General features: G+C 69.9%; 14 protein-coding genes. 7 read left to right on the forward strand and 7 right to left on the reverse strand.

The window, feature by feature from the left end:
• Positions 1-60: 60 nt before the first annotated feature.
• A complete protein-coding gene (trpS, locus tag ACIA58_RS30375) occupies positions 61-1,116 on the reverse strand; it encodes a tryptophan--tRNA ligase (protein WP_396407228.1) in 1,056 nt (351 codons plus the stop codon).
• Between the two features lie 83 nt (positions 1,117-1,199).
• Here trpS and ACIA58_RS30380 point away from each other — a divergent pair, with 83 nt between their 5' ends.
• On the forward strand, positions 1,200-1,745 hold the full coding sequence (locus tag ACIA58_RS30380; RefSeq protein WP_396407229.1) for an alpha/beta hydrolase: 546 nt from the start codon (positions 1,200-1,202) through the stop codon (positions 1,743-1,745).
• Position 1,746: 1 nt separating this feature from the next.
• Here ACIA58_RS30380 and ACIA58_RS30385 read toward each other — a convergent pair whose 3' ends face one another.
• The 3 genes from ACIA58_RS30385 to ACIA58_RS30395 form a co-directional block, all read right to left on the reverse strand.
• Positions 1,747-2,148, reverse strand: coding sequence for a hypothetical protein (locus ACIA58_RS30385; protein WP_396407230.1), 402 nt, complete (start codon positions 2,146-2,148; stop codon positions 1,747-1,749).
• 97 nt (positions 2,149-2,245) lie between these two features.
• The gene (gene ngcE, locus ACIA58_RS30390) at positions 2,246-3,589 is read right to left on the reverse strand and encodes an N-acetylglucosamine/diacetylchitobiose ABC transporter substrate-binding protein (protein ID WP_396407231.1); all 1,344 of its coding nucleotides are present in this window, start codon (positions 3,587-3,589) and stop codon (positions 2,246-2,248) included.
• Positions 3,590-3,630: 41 nt separating this feature from the next.
• Positions 3,631-4,422, reverse strand: a complete 792-nt coding sequence (locus tag ACIA58_RS30395) for a sugar isomerase domain-containing protein (RefSeq protein WP_396407232.1) — start codon at positions 4,420-4,422, stop codon at positions 3,631-3,633.
• 203 nt (positions 4,423-4,625) lie between these two features.
• On the opposite strand from ACIA58_RS30395, the gene ACIA58_RS30400 reads away from it, so the two are divergent.
• On the forward strand, positions 4,626-5,666 hold the full coding sequence (locus ACIA58_RS30400; protein ID WP_396407233.1) for an N-acetylglucosamine kinase: 1,041 nt from the start codon (positions 4,626-4,628) through the stop codon (positions 5,664-5,666).
• Between the two features lie 37 nt (positions 5,667-5,703).
• Here the strand turns inward: ACIA58_RS30400 and ACIA58_RS30405 are convergent, their stop codons facing one another.
• Positions 5,704-6,087: a YciI family protein gene (locus ACIA58_RS30405; protein WP_396407234.1), complete on the reverse strand. Its 384-nt coding sequence runs from the start codon at positions 6,085-6,087 to the stop codon at positions 5,704-5,706.
• 96 nt (positions 6,088-6,183) lie between these two features.
• Between ACIA58_RS30405 and ACIA58_RS30410 the strand changes: the two genes are divergently transcribed.
• From ACIA58_RS30410 to ACIA58_RS30420, 3 genes are all read left to right on the forward strand, one after another.
• Positions 6,184-7,026, forward strand: coding sequence for an alpha/beta fold hydrolase (locus ACIA58_RS30410; protein ID WP_396407235.1), 843 nt, complete (start codon positions 6,184-6,186; stop codon positions 7,024-7,026).
• Positions 7,027-7,312: 286 nt separating this feature from the next.
• Positions 7,313-7,921, forward strand: a complete 609-nt coding sequence (locus ACIA58_RS30415) for a helix-turn-helix domain-containing protein (RefSeq protein WP_396407236.1) — start codon at positions 7,313-7,315, stop codon at positions 7,919-7,921.
• Complete coding sequence (locus ACIA58_RS30420) at positions 7,918-9,171, forward strand: MFS transporter (RefSeq protein ID WP_396407237.1); 1,254 nt, start codon at positions 7,918-7,920, stop codon at positions 9,169-9,171. Before ACIA58_RS30415 ends, ACIA58_RS30420 begins: the two co-directional genes overlap by 4 nt.
• Here the strand turns inward: ACIA58_RS30420 and ACIA58_RS30425 are convergent.
• A complete protein-coding gene (locus tag ACIA58_RS30425; RefSeq protein ID WP_396407238.1) occupies positions 9,122-10,441 on the reverse strand; it encodes a hemolysin family protein in 1,320 nt (439 codons plus the stop codon). The two genes, ACIA58_RS30420 and ACIA58_RS30425, sit on opposite strands and share 50 nt — an antisense overlap.
• Positions 10,442-10,608: 167 nt before the next feature.
• Between ACIA58_RS30425 and galT the strand changes: the two genes are divergently transcribed.
• Together galT and galK are read left to right on the forward strand one after the other, a co-directional pair.
• Complete coding sequence (gene galT / locus ACIA58_RS30430) at positions 10,609-11,655, forward strand: galactose-1-phosphate uridylyltransferase (RefSeq protein WP_396407239.1); 1,047 nt, start codon at positions 10,609-10,611, stop codon at positions 11,653-11,655.
• Positions 11,652-12,779 (forward strand): galactokinase, encoded by a 1,128-nt coding sequence (gene galK / locus ACIA58_RS30435; protein WP_396407240.1) that lies wholly within the window; start codon positions 11,652-11,654, stop codon positions 12,777-12,779. Before galT ends, galK begins: the two co-directional genes overlap by 4 nt.
• A 28-nt stretch (positions 12,780-12,807) precedes the next feature.
• Here galK and ACIA58_RS30440 read toward each other — a convergent pair whose 3' ends face one another.
• Positions 12,808-13,620, reverse strand: a complete 813-nt coding sequence (locus tag ACIA58_RS30440) for a DeoR/GlpR family DNA-binding transcription regulator (RefSeq protein ID WP_396407241.1) — start codon at positions 13,618-13,620, stop codon at positions 12,808-12,810.
• Positions 13,621-13,659: the final 39 nt, after the last annotated feature.

Genomic DNA, 13,659 nt, shown 5'->3' on the forward strand with positions numbered 1-13,659 from the left:
GAGCGACAGCCCCATGACCCGCCGCGACGGAGTCGCGGCATCAGCACAGTCATCCGGGGCCTACCGGCCCTGCGGCGGGCCGGCGACGAAACCGAGCCGGTCGTAGACCCGGGCCAGGGTCGGCTCGGTGACCGCGCGGGCCCGCTCGGCGCCGGCGGCGAGGATCGCGTCCAGCTGCGCCTTGTCGTCGAGGTAGCCCAGCGTCTTCTCCCGGAACGGCGTGACGAACTCGACCACGACGTCGGCCAGGTCCTTCTTCAAGTCGCCGTACCCGCGGCCGGCGTACTCGTCCTCGAGCTCGCTGATCTTGCGGCCGGTCAGCGCGGAGTAGATCGTCAGCAGGTTCGCGACGCCGGGCTTGTTCTCCTGGTCGAAGATCACGTCCCGGCCGGAATCGGTGACCGCGGAGCGGATTTTCTTCGCGCTCACCTTGGGGTCGTCGAGCAGGTCGATGATGCCGGCCGGGGACGAGCTGGACTTGCTCATCTTCGCCGACGGGTCCTGCAGGTCGGAGATCTTCGCGGTCTCCTTGACGATGTACGGCTCGGGCAGCCGGAAGGTCTTGCCGAAGCGGTGGTTGAACCGCTGGGCGAGGTCGCGGGTCAGCTCGAGGTGCTGGCGCTGGTCCTCGCCGACCGGGACGCGGTCGGCCTGGTAGATCAGGATGTCCGCGGCCTGCAGGATCGGGTACGTGAACAGGCCGACGGTGGCGCGGTCGGCGCCGCCCTTGGCGGACTTGTCCTTGAACTGCGTCATCCGGCTGGCCTCGCCGAAGCCCGTGATGCAGCCGAGCACCCAGCTCAGCTGGGCGTGCTCAGGCACCTGCGACTGGACGAAGAGCGTGGACCGCTCCGGGTCGATACCGGCCGCGAGCAGCTGCGCCGCCGACCGGCGGGTGCGCTCGCGCAGGGCCTTCGGCTCGTACTCCACGGTGATCGCGTGCAGGTCGACGACGCAGTAGAACGCCTCGTGGTCCTCCTGCAGGGCCACCCACTGCCGCACCGCGCCGAGGTAGTTGCCGAAGTGGAAGGAGTCCGCCGTCGGCTGGATCCCGGAAAGCACCCGAGGGCGCCGCTGGGAACCGGCTGCGGAGGGGTCAGACGCAGCTTGGGACATAGCCCCGATTCTGCCAGCGTCCCTGGCGCAGTCGTCACCCGGGCGGGTCCGGTCGGGTCCCGTCTGGTCATAGACTCCGCGCTATGACTGCGCGGACGGCGGTCGTCCTGCCGGGCGGCCAGAACGGTCCGGCGGCTCCGCTGCCGATGTACGCCGCCGAGGCGGCCGCACGGCGAGGCGCCGGCGTGGTGCCGGTCTGGTGGGACGAGCCCGACCGCCCGCTCAGCCTGACCGAGTCCGAACGCGGTCCATGGGTGCTTCCCCAGGCTGTGAACGCTCTGCGCGACCTGACCGGCGACATCCTGCTGATCGGGAGGTCACTCGGCACCTACGGCGCCCCACTGGCCGCGGAACGCGGACTGCCCGCGGTCTGGCTGACGCCGGTACTGACCAGCGCCTGGGTGGTCGACGGCTTGCGTCGGGCGACCGCGCCGTTCCTGCTGATCGGCGGTACGGCGGACTCGTTGTGGGACTCCGCCCTGGCTCGCGAGCTGACGCCGTACGTGCTGGAAGTGCCCGAGGCCGACCACGGGATGTACGTGCCGGGACGGCTCGCGGCGTCGGCCGCGGTTCTCGGGCAGGTTGCGACCGCGGTGGAGGACTTTCTCGATCAGGTGGTGTGGGCCTGACTCACCAGGACCAGCCGCGGGAGGCTAGTTCCTGTTCTTCCTGCCAGCGTTTTTCTTCGGGTTGTTTGGCGTCGGGGTCGGGGACGCCGGCCAGGCGGCAGGCTTCGTCGAGGAGGTCGTCGTAGGCCGCCTCCAGCGCCATCAGGCGGTGGGCGCGGGCGTACACGCGCCGATCGGACTCGACCAGCCGGATCTTGGTGGACAACGTCCCGAGCCGGGTCTGCAGGCGGAGCGTGTCGAACGGGTCCGGCACCGGGACCGGACGCTTGCGGATGCGAGCCCTGGCCCGGGCGGTCAGCCGCTGGAGCCGGCGCCGCCAGCGGCTCGGCGGCGGATTGGGGAGCAGGAGGTTGAGCAGGGCGCAGAGCATCAAGAACAGAACCGCCGCGCCGAGCCATGCCATATCGCCACTCCTCAGCAAGAGCGTACGGCGGCCGGCGCCCGACGGCGATAGGGTTTACGCGTTCGTCGCCGGCTTCCCGTCTGCGGCGGGCGCCAGCTCAGTCCCGGTGGTACTTCGTCACCGCGTTGTCCTGTTTGAGCTTGTCCGCGGCGGCCTGGATCCGCGCGGTCCACTCCGACTGCTGCAGCCCGCCGGCCATGAACTGCCCGGTCGCCGCGGCCGCCGCGTTCGCGAAGTCCGGGTACCAGCTGTCGAAGCACCAGGTGATGACCTGGTCGCCGGCCGCCGTCAGCAGGTCGCGGGCCGAGCGGAGCGCCGTACCCATCTCCAGCCCGTCGGCCGCGCCGCGGACGATCGTCAGCTGGTTGGACTCCGAGCTGACCTGCGCCGCGACGTCCTGGGAGAGCAGCGCCCGCAGGTACTCGAGCCCGCCGGCCTTGTTCTTCGCCTTCTCCGGCACCATGAACGGCGCGGTCGCCGCGACGTGCAGCCCACTCGCGAGCGCCGGCGAGGCATCCAGCGCCGGTACGGCGAACATCGTCAGCCCGAAGCGCTCGGGCACCAGCCCCTTCATCTCGTTCTCGAGCCAGTTCCCGCACGGCAGCATCCCGGCCTTCGAGGCGAGGAACCGCTTCTGCGAGCCGATGTGGTCGTACTTCGCGCTCCCGGCGGCGATCAGGCCGCGCTTGGTCAGCTCGCCGACCGCGGCGATCGACCGGGTGACGCTCTCGTCCTTCCAGGCGCCGTCGTCGAGGTTGTCGATCCGCCTCAGGACGTCGGCTCCGCCGGTCTTGGCGGCCAGTGTGAGCACGAGCTCGAGGACGTAGTACGGGTGCGCGCCGGCGTAGATGAACGGGCCGAGGCCGGCCGCCTTCATATCGGTGCCGAGGGCAAGTAAATCCGGCCAGGTGTGCGGCACGTCCCAGCCGTTGCTCTGGAACAGGCTGGCCGAGTACCACAGCCCGTAGACGGTCGCGACGTAGTTGAGCGTGCGCTGCGTCCCGTCGTACCGGCCGATGTCGAGCAGGTCCGACAGCAGTTGATCCTTGACCTTCGCGGCCTTGTTGTCCCACGACGGCGCGTCCAGGACCTGCTGCAGGTCGGTCAACTGGCCGTCCTTGACCAGCCGGCCGAGCTCGAGCTCCTGATCGCCGGTGCTGAGCACCACGTCAGGCGGGTCGCCGGCCGCGAACCGGGGCAGCAGGGCATCCGACAGCTGAGCCGTCACCTTCGGCGTGACGACGGCGCTCGCATACCTCTTCCGGTACGCCGCTGCGGCGAACCCGCCGTACTCCTCGCCGATGACCACGTCGACGGGAGCGTTCCCGTCGACGCTGAACGGGTTCTCCGGGGAAACGGTCCGGGCCGGCGGGGCCGACGAGCATCCGCTCACGACCGCGCCGGCCAGCGCTCCCTGCAGCAAGGTCCGCCGTCTCAGCATTCCGGCAGGCTAGTACTTCGGGGTGGCTCCGGCCGGACGATTCACGCGGTCCGACGGATGCGACCCGCGTACCGGGCCTCGAGAGCGTGGTTGTGCTCGTCGCCGCCGGGGATGTTCGCGGACAGGTAGACCGGCGGGGTCTCGCCGGCCTCGGTCATCCGGCGCAGCACCTCGGCGACCAGCATCTGCGCGATCAGGGCGGCAGTGATGGACGAGACCGCGCAGACCTTGCCCCCGCCGTCGGGCAGGTCGAGCACGGAGTCGCCGTACGGCGCATGGTTGTCGAGCACCACGTCCGCGAAGTCGATCAGCTTCTTGCCGGACGGGTGCCGGGAGTCCATCCCACTGGTGTGCTGCATCGAGGTGATCGCGATCAGCGGGTGGCCCATCTCCTTCGCCACACTCGCGAGCTCCACGATCGAGCCGTTCACGCCGGAGTTGGAGGCGATCACGAACAGGTCGCCAGGCCGCGCGGCGGACAGCTCGTACAGCTTGCGCGAGTACTTCGGGTCGCGCTCGAGCTCCGCACTGCGCAGCAGCTCCGGCGGCTCGCCACCGAGCAGGACCAGGTCGCGCAGCGCGATCCGGTTGCTCGCGATCAGGCCGCCGGCGCGGCCGGCGATCTCCATCGCGAGCGCCTCGGAGTGCCCGGAGCCGAACGCCTGGATGACGCCGTCCGCGCGCAGGGACTCCGTCATCAGGTCGGCGGCCTGCTGGATCGGCCCCTCGATCTGCTCGGTCACCGCTGCCAGAATCGGAGTCAGGGTGTGCACATAGGACTGCGCGCTGACGCCGCCCGTCTCCCCGGCTCCCCCGTGCTTACTGCTGGCCATCAGCGGCCCACCCCTCGACTAATCTGCTCGCAGCGACACTCGTGGTGCCGACAAGTGCGCAAGTTTACGGTTTGCTGGACAGAACTTTTCTCAACTGGCAGCTAAAGTCAAGGCTCATCTCTGTGATCTCCCCGGATCGGGACCGTCGCGTGAATCCCTTGTGCTTGTAAAGAGGCTCTTTTGAGCAGTTTGGAGCATTGCGTATGTCGGTCGAACGCCCCCTGCCGGAACCTTCCGCTCCACCTGTCGACGAAGCGGTCCTGATGCCGGCCGGACCGCTGGTTCTGGGCGGTGACCTCGGTGGAACCTCGACCCGGATCGTGATCGCGGACTCCGAGGGCAACGTAGTCGGTCGCGGCGCCGCCGCGGGCGGAAACCCGACAAGTCATCCCGCAAGCGCGGCGGCCAACTTCGGTCAGGCGCTTCACGCCGCCCTCGCCGGTCTGGACCCGTCCGAGGTCAAGGCCGCCGTGGTCGGCATGGCCGGCGGCTCGGCACTGGGGCGGCCCGACGTGGCAGCCCGGTTCGACGCCGCCTGGACCGGCGCCGGCCTCACCATCGCCCCCGACTACATCGGCGATCTCGAGGTCGCCTTCGCCTCGGGTACGCCGCAGCCGGACGGAATCGTGCTGATCGCGGGCACCGGCAGCAACGTCGGACTGGTCCGCGATCATCAGCTAGTGCGGACCGTCGGCGGGCACGGCTGGCTGCTCGGCGACGAGGGGTCCGGCTTCTGGCTCGGCCGGGAGGCTGTGCGCAGTGTGTTGCAAGCTCTCGACCTTCGCGAGCCGCTGGGCCTGCTCGAGCAGACCGTTGTGCAGACGGTGCTGCCCGATCGGGACCAGCAGTCCGTTGCACAACGTGAAGGATACGACGCCCTGCGCGACGATCTGGTGAGGACGGTCAACAGCCGGCCACCGGTCCTGCTCGCCGAGTTGGCGCCGGCCGTCATCGCGGCGTACGCACAGAACGACGAAACCGCCCGGTCCCTGGTGAAACGCGCAGCCGAGCTGCTCACAGAAACAGTCTCCCGGTTGAAGACCACGTCGGACCAGGGCCCGATGGTGCTCGCGGGAAGCGTCGCGGGTGAATCCTCTCCGGTCGGCCAACTCATCCGGAAACACTTCGCCGGCGAAGTCCTCACCGCTCGCGACGGCGTCGGCGGCGCCACCTGGCTGGCCCTGGGCACCCTCGACCCCGCCCTGGCCACTCACCAGAACCACTCCCGCCTCGTCGAGCGCTGAACAAGCCCCCGCGGCGTACCCGCGGGGGCTCTCGGTGTCAGTCGAAGACGGAGACCGGGCGGACCTCGACCGCGACGAACTCGGCTTCCGGGATGGTGGCGGCGATCTCCTCGGCACGCTCCGGAGTGGCGACGTCGATGAGGAAGACGCCGGCCAGTTGCTCCTTGGCTTCGGAGTACGGGCCGTCGGTGGTGGCGCGGACGCCTTCGCGGACGCGGACCACGCGGGTCTTCGACGGTGGGTCGAGCGGGACCGCGTTGATCAGTTCACCGGAGGCGTGGATCTCGTCGAGCAGGTTGTCGAGCTGGGCGGCCAGCGCGTCGCGGGCCTTCTTCGGGAGGCGCTTGCCTTCCTCGGTGTTCAGGAACGACGGGTGGCCCCAGGTGATCGGGTTGCTGTGAATCAGCAGCAGGTACTTCATGGTCGGGCATCCTTTCGGGATCTGAAGGGGATCTTCGCAGCAGAGGTCGGACACGATCCGGAGCACTCGACATTTCGCCGTTTTAGGGTGAGCGACATGAACGAGACCGACTTCCAGCTGGCCGACGGGCGGATCCTGCACGGGTACGACAGCGCGCCGGGCGACGACGGACGGCTCGCGGTCGTCTGGCACCACGGCACGCCGAACCTCGGCACCCCGCCCGAGCCGCTATACGAGGCGGGTGACTGGCTCGGCATCCGGTGGATCTCGTTCGACCGGCCCGGGTACGGCGGGTCGACCACGGCGCCGGGCCGCACGATGGCGTCGATCGCGGCCGACCTGACCACGGTCCTGGACAGGCTCGGGATCGGCACCTGCGCCCTGATGGGGTACTCCGGCGGCGGCTCGTACGCGCTCGGCGCCGCCGCGGTCCTCGGCGAACGGGTCGAAGCAGTCGCCACCCTCGCCGCCATCGCGCCGTACGACGCTCCCGGTCTCGACTGGTACGACGGCATGATCCCGTCCGGCCTCGCCTCCCTCCGCGCGGCGGCCGCCGGCCCGGAGGCGAAGGTCCGCCACGAGACCTCCGGCGTCGAGTACGACCCGGAGTTCTCGCCGACAGACCTGGCCATGTTCGACGGCCCGTGGGGCTGGCTCGGCTCGATCGCCGGCGCCAACGCCATGCCCAACGGCCCCGACGGCGTCATCGACGACGACTGCTCCTACGTCGTCGACTGGGGCTGCGACCCGACCACGATCACCGCCCCCACCCTCCTCCTCCACGGCACCGCCGACCGCATCATCCCCTGCACCCACGGCCACTGGCTCGCCGCCAACCTCCCCACCGCCGAGCTGGACCTCCACGAAGGCCTCAGCCACATCTCGATCCTGGCCCACGCCGAGCCCGCCCTCGAGTGGATCCGCGAACAAACCGGCTAACACACCAACGTCTCAGGGGTTGACCCCTGAGTTGGTGGGTTGCGGACCCAGAACCCGGGTCCGCAACCCACAAGCCGAGGGGTCGGCCCCTGAGGCGTCCGGTGGGGAGTGGGCGTCGACGTGCTGGTGGACCGACGAACGGGTAGTGGTCCCCGCCGCGCCAACCACTCCCGCGGGCAGCACCCCGCGGGCGGCCGCCGACACCGACCACTACCCGTTCGTCGGTACCACTCCACATTCCAAGCAACGGCTTGACATCGGATTCGCGCCGGCGCATATTCCAAGCATGTCTTTGGAGAAGGATCCGCGGCGGTCCCGGTTGCTGGATGATCCGTTGGCCATCAGGGCGATGGCGCATCCGGTGCGGCTGGACCTGCAGTCGCTGCTGGGGCGGGAGGGGCCGATGACCGCGGCCGATGCGGCGCGGGAGCTTGGGATCAGTCAGGCGCTGGCGTCGCATCACCTGCGGCAGCTGGCGAAGTACGACTTCGTCGAGCCGGCTCCGGGGAAGGACAACCGCGAGCGGCCGTGGCGGTTGGTGTCGACGTCGCAGTCGTGGCGCGACGCGGCGCAGACCCCGGAAGGCGCCGCGGCGGCCGACGTACTCGAGCAGTTGCTGGCCGAGCGGGCACTCGAGCGGCTGAGCCAGTGGCAGCAACAGCGGCAGACCGAGGACGCGGCCTGGCGGGACAACTCCGGCATCGGGCAGAGCGGGTTCTACCTGACCGCCGACGAGCTGACCGAGCTCGTCACACAGGTCGACGCGTTGCTGCAGCGCTGGGTCGACGAACGGCCGATCGACGACAAGTCCACCCGGCCGCCGGGCAGCCGGCACGTCTCATTCACCCAGATCGTCACGATCTCCCCCGAACAGCAGAGCGGAGCAGGCAGATGAAGGACTTGTGGGGCGTCCTTGCCCGGCAGCGCGACTACCGCCTGATGTTGAGCGCCGGCCTGATCTCGCTGATCGGCGACTGGCTGCTGCGGACCGGGCTCGCGTTCCAGGTGTACGTGCTGACCGGCTCCACGCTGGCAAGCGGTGGCCTGCTGCTGGCGTCGTTCCTGCCGGCCGTCGTACTCGGCTCGCTGGCCGGCGTCTTCGTCGACCGCTGGAACCAGCGGACCACGATGATCGTGACCAACGTCCTCAACGCCGTGGTGCTCCTGCCACTGATCGCCGTGAACGACGAGAGCAAGATCTGGATCGTGTACGGCGTCGTCCTCGCGCAGAGCTGTCTGCAGCAGTTCTTCCAGCCGGCCGAGCAGTCGCTGGTCCCCGTACTGGTCAACGACGAGCAACTGGTGACGGCGAACGCGCTGAACAGCCAGATCCGCGACCTCGCGCGACTCATCGGCGCAGCGCTCGGTGGTGTCCTGGCAGCGGCAGGTGGACTCACGTTGCTCGCGCTCGGGGATGCCGCGACGTTCCTGATCGCGGTCGTACTGGTCGCGCGGATGCGGCACCGGCAGGTGCGGCCGGAGAACCCGGATCAGACCGCCGGCGGCGCGATCAAGCGCCTCAAAGCGGAGTGGACCGAAGGTTTGCGGCTGTGTGTCGCAGGCCCGGCGATCCGCCTGTTCTTCGTGTTCTGCATGGTCACCGGTGTCGGCGAAGGCATCATGAGCACGCTCTTCGCGCCGTTCGTCAGCTCCCAGATCGGCGGCAACGGGCAGGTGTACGGCCTGATCGTCTCGTCCCAGGCAGTCGGCGGGATCGTCGGCGGCCTGGTCGCCGCGGCGATCGGCTCGCGCTGGCCCGCGGCGCGGTTGTGGGGCATCGGCGCGCTCGCGTTCGGCCTGATCGACACCACGCTGTTCCTCTACCCGCTGGCGTCGGACAGCGTGATCCCCGCGTTCGTCTGCATGATCGTCGTCGGGCTGCCCGGCGCGCTCACCATCGCCGGGATGATGACCGTCTTCCAGAACCTCACCGTCGACGGCACCCGCGGCCGCATCTACGGCGCGGTCGGCGCCGCCGAGAGCGTCGCGGTCCTGATCGGCATCGCCGCGGCCGGCTTCCTCGGCGACGCCGTCGGCATCATCCCGGTCCTCGTCTTCCAGGGCCTCGGGTACGTCGTCGGCGGCGTGGTCGTCCTTATTCGGCAGCGGGTGCTGGAGAGTCGGCCAGTTCCGCTTCCGGCTTGACGGGGTGCAGCCGGACCCGGGCGACCCGGCGGCCGTCCATCTCGGTGACCGTGAGGGTGTGGGTGTCGAGAGGGACCTCGTCGCCGGTCGACGGGACCTTCCCGAGGCGGGCGGCGAGGAACCCGCCGACGGTCTCGTAGGGGCCGTCGGGTAGCTCGATCATGGTGGCGTCGGCGAAGTCGTCGAGGTTCAGCAGGCCGTCGACGACGATGTCGCCACCGCCCAGGCGGGTGGTCTCGGCCGCCTCCTCGTCGTACTCGTCCTTGATGTCGCCGATCAGCTCCTCGACCAGGTCCTCGAGCGTGACGATGCCGGCCGTGCCGCCGTACTCGTCGAGGACGATCGCGAGGTGTGTACTGCGGCGGCGCATCTCGGTCAGCGTCGGCAGCAGCTTCGCGGTGTCGGGCAGCATCAGTACGTCGCGCGCGAGGTCGCCGACCCGCACCGAGCGGGACGCGACCGCCGGGTCGAACAGGTCGCGGACGTGGACGAACCCGACGATGTCGTCGGCCGAGCCGTTCATCACCGGGTATCGCGAGTGCGGCCGCTCGGCGGCGAACTTGACCGCCTTGTACGCCGGCATCTCGCCGTCGAGGAAGTCCACCTCGGTCCGCGGCAGCATCACCTCGCGCAACTGCCGGCTGCCCGCCTCGAAGACGTCGTCGACGATCCTGCGCTCCTCCTCGCCGAGCGACTCGTGCGCCGAGACCAGGTCGCGGAGCTCCTCGTCGGTCATCACCTCGCGGTTCGCGTTCGGGTCGCCGCCGAGCGCCCGGACCACCAGGTCGGTCGACCTCGACAGCAGCCAGATCACCGGCCGGGCGCCGGAGGCGATCTTGTCGACCAGCGGCGCCAGGCCGAGCGCGAACGTCTCGGCGCGCTGCAGCGCGAGCCGCTTGGCCGCGAGCTCGCCGATCACGATGGAGACGTAGGAGATGCAGATGGTGATCAGCACCAGGGCGACCGTGCTGGCCAGGCCGTCGGGCAGACCAAGCTTCTGCAGGTGGGGCGTGAGGCCATCGGCCAGCGTCGCGCCACCGAAGGCGGCGGACAGGAAGCCCATCAGGGTCACGCCGATCTGGACGGCGGACAGGAACCGGTTCGGGTTGGCGGCCACTCGGGCCACCGTCTCGCCGCGCTTGCCACGGTGCGAGAGCGACTTCAGCTGGCTCTCCCGCAGCGAGACCAGGGCCATCTCGGCGGCGGCGAAGACCCCACCGATCAGCACGAAAACCAGAATCAGAATGATGTTGAGCAGGGTGGCGTTCATGGGTCGGGTGTCCTAGCGCCCTCTCGTCGATCCACGAGAGGGCGGGCGTTGGGCGTAGTCGTCCATCTACCAAGCCTACCGGGGCAGGGATCCATCGTGCGTGTTCGAGTTTGTTGGTTTACGATGATTCCTGGCCGGACGCGTCGTACGGCCGGGAGGGCCACACGATGAAAACACCCCGCGGCGTTCGCCGTACCGACACCAAACTGTCGGACGGACGCGAGCTGTTCTACTACGACCCGGCCGACACGCCGGTCCGGGTGCCGCTCGAGGACACCCGCGGGCTGCCCGCCCCGCAGCCGCAGGTGGACCTGCGCACGGACCCGTTGACCGGCGACGTGATCACCTACGCGACCCACCGCAACACCCGGACGTACCTGCCGCCGGCGGACCAGTGCCCGCTTTGCGCGAGCAAACCGGGCAACCCGACCGAGATCCCGGACCACGACTACAACGTCGCCGTCTTCGAGAACCGGTTCCCGTCCTTCGCCGGCCCCGGACGGACCGAGGTGGTCTGCTTCACCAGCGACCACAACCAGTCGTTCACCAACCTGTCCCAGGGCCAGGCCCGGCTGGTGGTCGACACCTGGGCCGACCGCACCGCCGAGCTCGGCGCCCGCGACGACGTCGAGCTGGTCTTCCCGTTCGAGAACCGCGGCCGCGAGATCGGCGTGACGCTCAGCCACCCGCACGGCCAGATCTACGCCTACCCGTTCCTGCCGCCGCGGATGCGGACCCTGATGGCGCGCGCCCGCGAACACCAAGAGGTTGCCGGCAGCAACTTGTTCGCCGACGTCCTGGCCGCCGAACGCAAGGAGGGCACCCGGGTCGTCGCCGAGAACGGCAACTGGACCGCGTTCGTCCCCGAGGCGGCCCGCTGGCCGGTCGAGGTGCACCTGTACCCGCATCGCCAGGTGTTCGGCATCGACGAGCTGTCGGTCGGCGAGCGCGACGACTTCGCCGAGCTGTACCTCGAGGTCCTGCAGCGACTCGACGGCCTGTACGGCGAGCCGCTGCCCTACATCGCCGCCTGGCACCAGGCCCCGGTCCGCATCGACCGTGAGCTCGGCTACCTGCATCTAGAGGTGTTGTCGATCCGCCGGGCGAAGGACAAGATCAAGTACCTGGCCGGCTCGGAGTCCGGCATGGGTGCGTTCATCAGCGACACCCGGCCCGAGGACGTGGCCGAGACCCTGCGGAAGGTTGGCCAGTGAGCTTCCAGAATGTTTTCGGTACGGCGCCCGACGGCAGCTGGCGGGCCCCGGGGCGGGTCAACCTGATCGGCGAGCACACCGACTACAACGACGGCCTGGTGCTGCCGATCGCCCTGCCGAACCGGATCGTGGTCACCGCCTCGAAGCGCGACGACGGCCGGGTCGCGGTCGCGTCGGCCGGACACAAGGGCATCACCGAGTTCGCGATCGACGAGCTCGCTCCGGCATCGGTCGGCGACTGGGCGGCGTACCCGGCCGGCGCGGCCTGGATCCTGCGCGAGTCCGGCTACCCGATCGGCGGCGCGAACCTGCGGTTCGAGTCCGACATCCCGTCCGGCGCCGGCCTGTCCTCGTCCGCGGCCCTGCTCTGCGCGGCGCTGGTCGCCCTGCTCGGTCTGCGCGACATCGAGGTCGACCCGGCCGAGGTCGCCCGCCTCGCGCAGCGCGCCGAGAACAACTACGTCGGTGCGCCGGTCGGCCTGATGGACCAGATGGCGTCGATGTGCTGCACCGAGGGCCACGCGCTGTACTTCGACATCCGCGCGATGTCCACCGAGCAGATCCCGTTCAACCCGGCGGCAGACGGCCTCGCGCTGCTGGTCGTCGACGTGAAGGCGCCCCACCGGCACGTCGACGGTGAGTACGCGGCCCGCCGGCAGATGTGCGAGCAGGCGGCCGCCGAGCTCGGCGTACCCGCGCTGCGTTCGATCGCCCTCGAGGACCTCGACGATGCGCTGTCGCGGTTGCCGGACGACGTCGTACGGCGTCGGGTGCGGCATGTGGTGACCGAGATCCGCCGGGTCGAGGACGCGGTCGCGTTGATGCATGCCGGCAAGCTGCGCGAGGTCGGCCCGCTGTTCACCGCGTCGCACGTCTCGCTCCGCGACGACTTCGAGATCACCGTGCCGGAGCTGGACGTGGCGGTCGACACGGCGCTCGAGGCGGGTGCGCTCGGCGCGCGGATGACCGGTGGCGGATTCGGCGGCTGCATCATCGCGCTGGTGGAGGCGGATGCGGCCGAGTCAGTGCTGGCGGCGATCGAGAAGGCCTTTGCGGAGCGCGGTTTCAGCGCGCCCAACGCACTCGCCGCGACCCCGTCAGCCGGTGCGTCCCGCCTGGGCTAGCACCTCACGCCGACCCTGCTGCGGCCCGTCATGAAGCGATGACGAGGTCGCATCCGGTGTCGCGCATGGCCTTGCGGGCGGCGGTCGACAGGCCGTTGTCGGTGACGATGACGTCCAGGTCCGACCAGGTGGCGAACGTGCTCAGGCCGATGGTCCCCCACTTGGTGTGGTCCGCGACCACGACGATCTCCCGGCTGGCGGCGATGAACGACCGGTTGGTCTCGGCCTCCATCAGGTTCGGCGTGCTCAATCCGTGCTCGGCGTCGACGCCGTGGGCGCCGAGGAACAGCAGATCGAGGTGCAAGGACGCCAGCGCCGCGGTGGCGATCGGCCCGACCAGCGCGTCCGAGGGCGTACGGATGCCGCCGATCAGTACGACCGTGCGGTCGGAGCGCCCGTTGCCGTGGAACACGTCCGCGATCCGCGCGGAGTTCGTCACGACGGTGAGGTTCTCCACCCGGAGCAACTGACGAGCCAGCGCGTACGTCGTCGTACCCGCGCCGATGCCGATCGCGCTGTCCGGCTGGACCCTCGTCGCCGCCTCGGCCGCGATCGCCTGCTTGGCGGCGGACTCCTGCGTCAGCTTGGCGTCGAAGCCCGGCTCGTGCGCGCTGCGCAGCCCGACGGAGGTCGCGCCGCCGTGCACCTTGTGCAGCAGGCCGCTGGAGTCCAGGGCGTCCAGGTCGCGACGGATCGTCATGTCCGAGACACCGAACCGATCGACCAGCTCGGCCACCGTGATCGCGCCCCGACTGTTGACCTCGGCAACGATCGTGGCCTGTCGCTGAGCGGCCAGCTGCCCACCCCGGCCGCGTGGCGGCTCTGCTCCGGCTGCGTTCACGCCCACAGCCTAGTGTCGAATTGTCTTCGTGTCAGTGAA

This window comes from Kribbella sp. NPDC051586 (genome assembly GCF_044453965.1).
Lineage (GTDB): Bacteria > Actinomycetota > Actinomycetes > Propionibacteriales > Kribbellaceae > Kribbella.

Excerpts from the sequence above, each read along its gene's own strand:
- ACIA58_RS30395 (WP_396407232.1), bottom strand. The coding sequence starts at position 4,422 with ATGGCCAGCAGTAAGCACGGGGGAGCCGGGGAGACGGGCGGCGTCAGC.
- ACIA58_RS30385 (WP_396407230.1), bottom strand. The coding sequence starts at position 2,148 with ATGGCATGGCTCGGCGCGGCGGTTCTGTTCTTGATGCTCTGCGCCCTG.
- ACIA58_RS30420 (WP_396407237.1), top strand. The coding sequence starts at position 7,918 with ATGAAGGACTTGTGGGGCGTCCTTGCCCGGCAGCGCGACTACCGCCTG.
- ACIA58_RS30415 (WP_396407236.1), top strand. The coding sequence starts at position 7,313 with ATGTCTTTGGAGAAGGATCCGCGGCGGTCCCGGTTGCTGGATGATCCG.
- ACIA58_RS30405 (WP_396407234.1), bottom strand. The coding sequence starts at position 6,087 with ATGAAGTACCTGCTGCTGATTCACAGCAACCCGATCACCTGGGGCCAC.
- ACIA58_RS30425 (WP_396407238.1), bottom strand. The coding sequence starts at position 10,441 with ATGAACGCCACCCTGCTCAACATCATTCTGATTCTGGTTTTCGTGCTG.
- galT (WP_396407239.1), top strand. The coding sequence starts at position 10,609 with ATGAAAACACCCCGCGGCGTTCGCCGTACCGACACCAAACTGTCGGAC.
- ACIA58_RS30410 (WP_396407235.1), top strand. The coding sequence starts at position 6,184 with ATGAACGAGACCGACTTCCAGCTGGCCGACGGGCGGATCCTGCACGGG.
- ACIA58_RS30400 (WP_396407233.1), top strand. The coding sequence starts at position 4,626 with ATGTCGGTCGAACGCCCCCTGCCGGAACCTTCCGCTCCACCTGTCGAC.
- trpS (WP_396407228.1), bottom strand. The coding sequence starts at position 1,116 with ATGTCCCAAGCTGCGTCTGACCCCTCCGCAGCCGGTTCCCAGCGGCGC.
- ACIA58_RS30380 (WP_396407229.1), top strand. The coding sequence starts at position 1,200 with ATGACTGCGCGGACGGCGGTCGTCCTGCCGGGCGGCCAGAACGGTCCG.
- ngcE (WP_396407231.1), bottom strand. The coding sequence starts at position 3,589 with ATGCTGAGACGGCGGACCTTGCTGCAGGGAGCGCTGGCCGGCGCGGTC.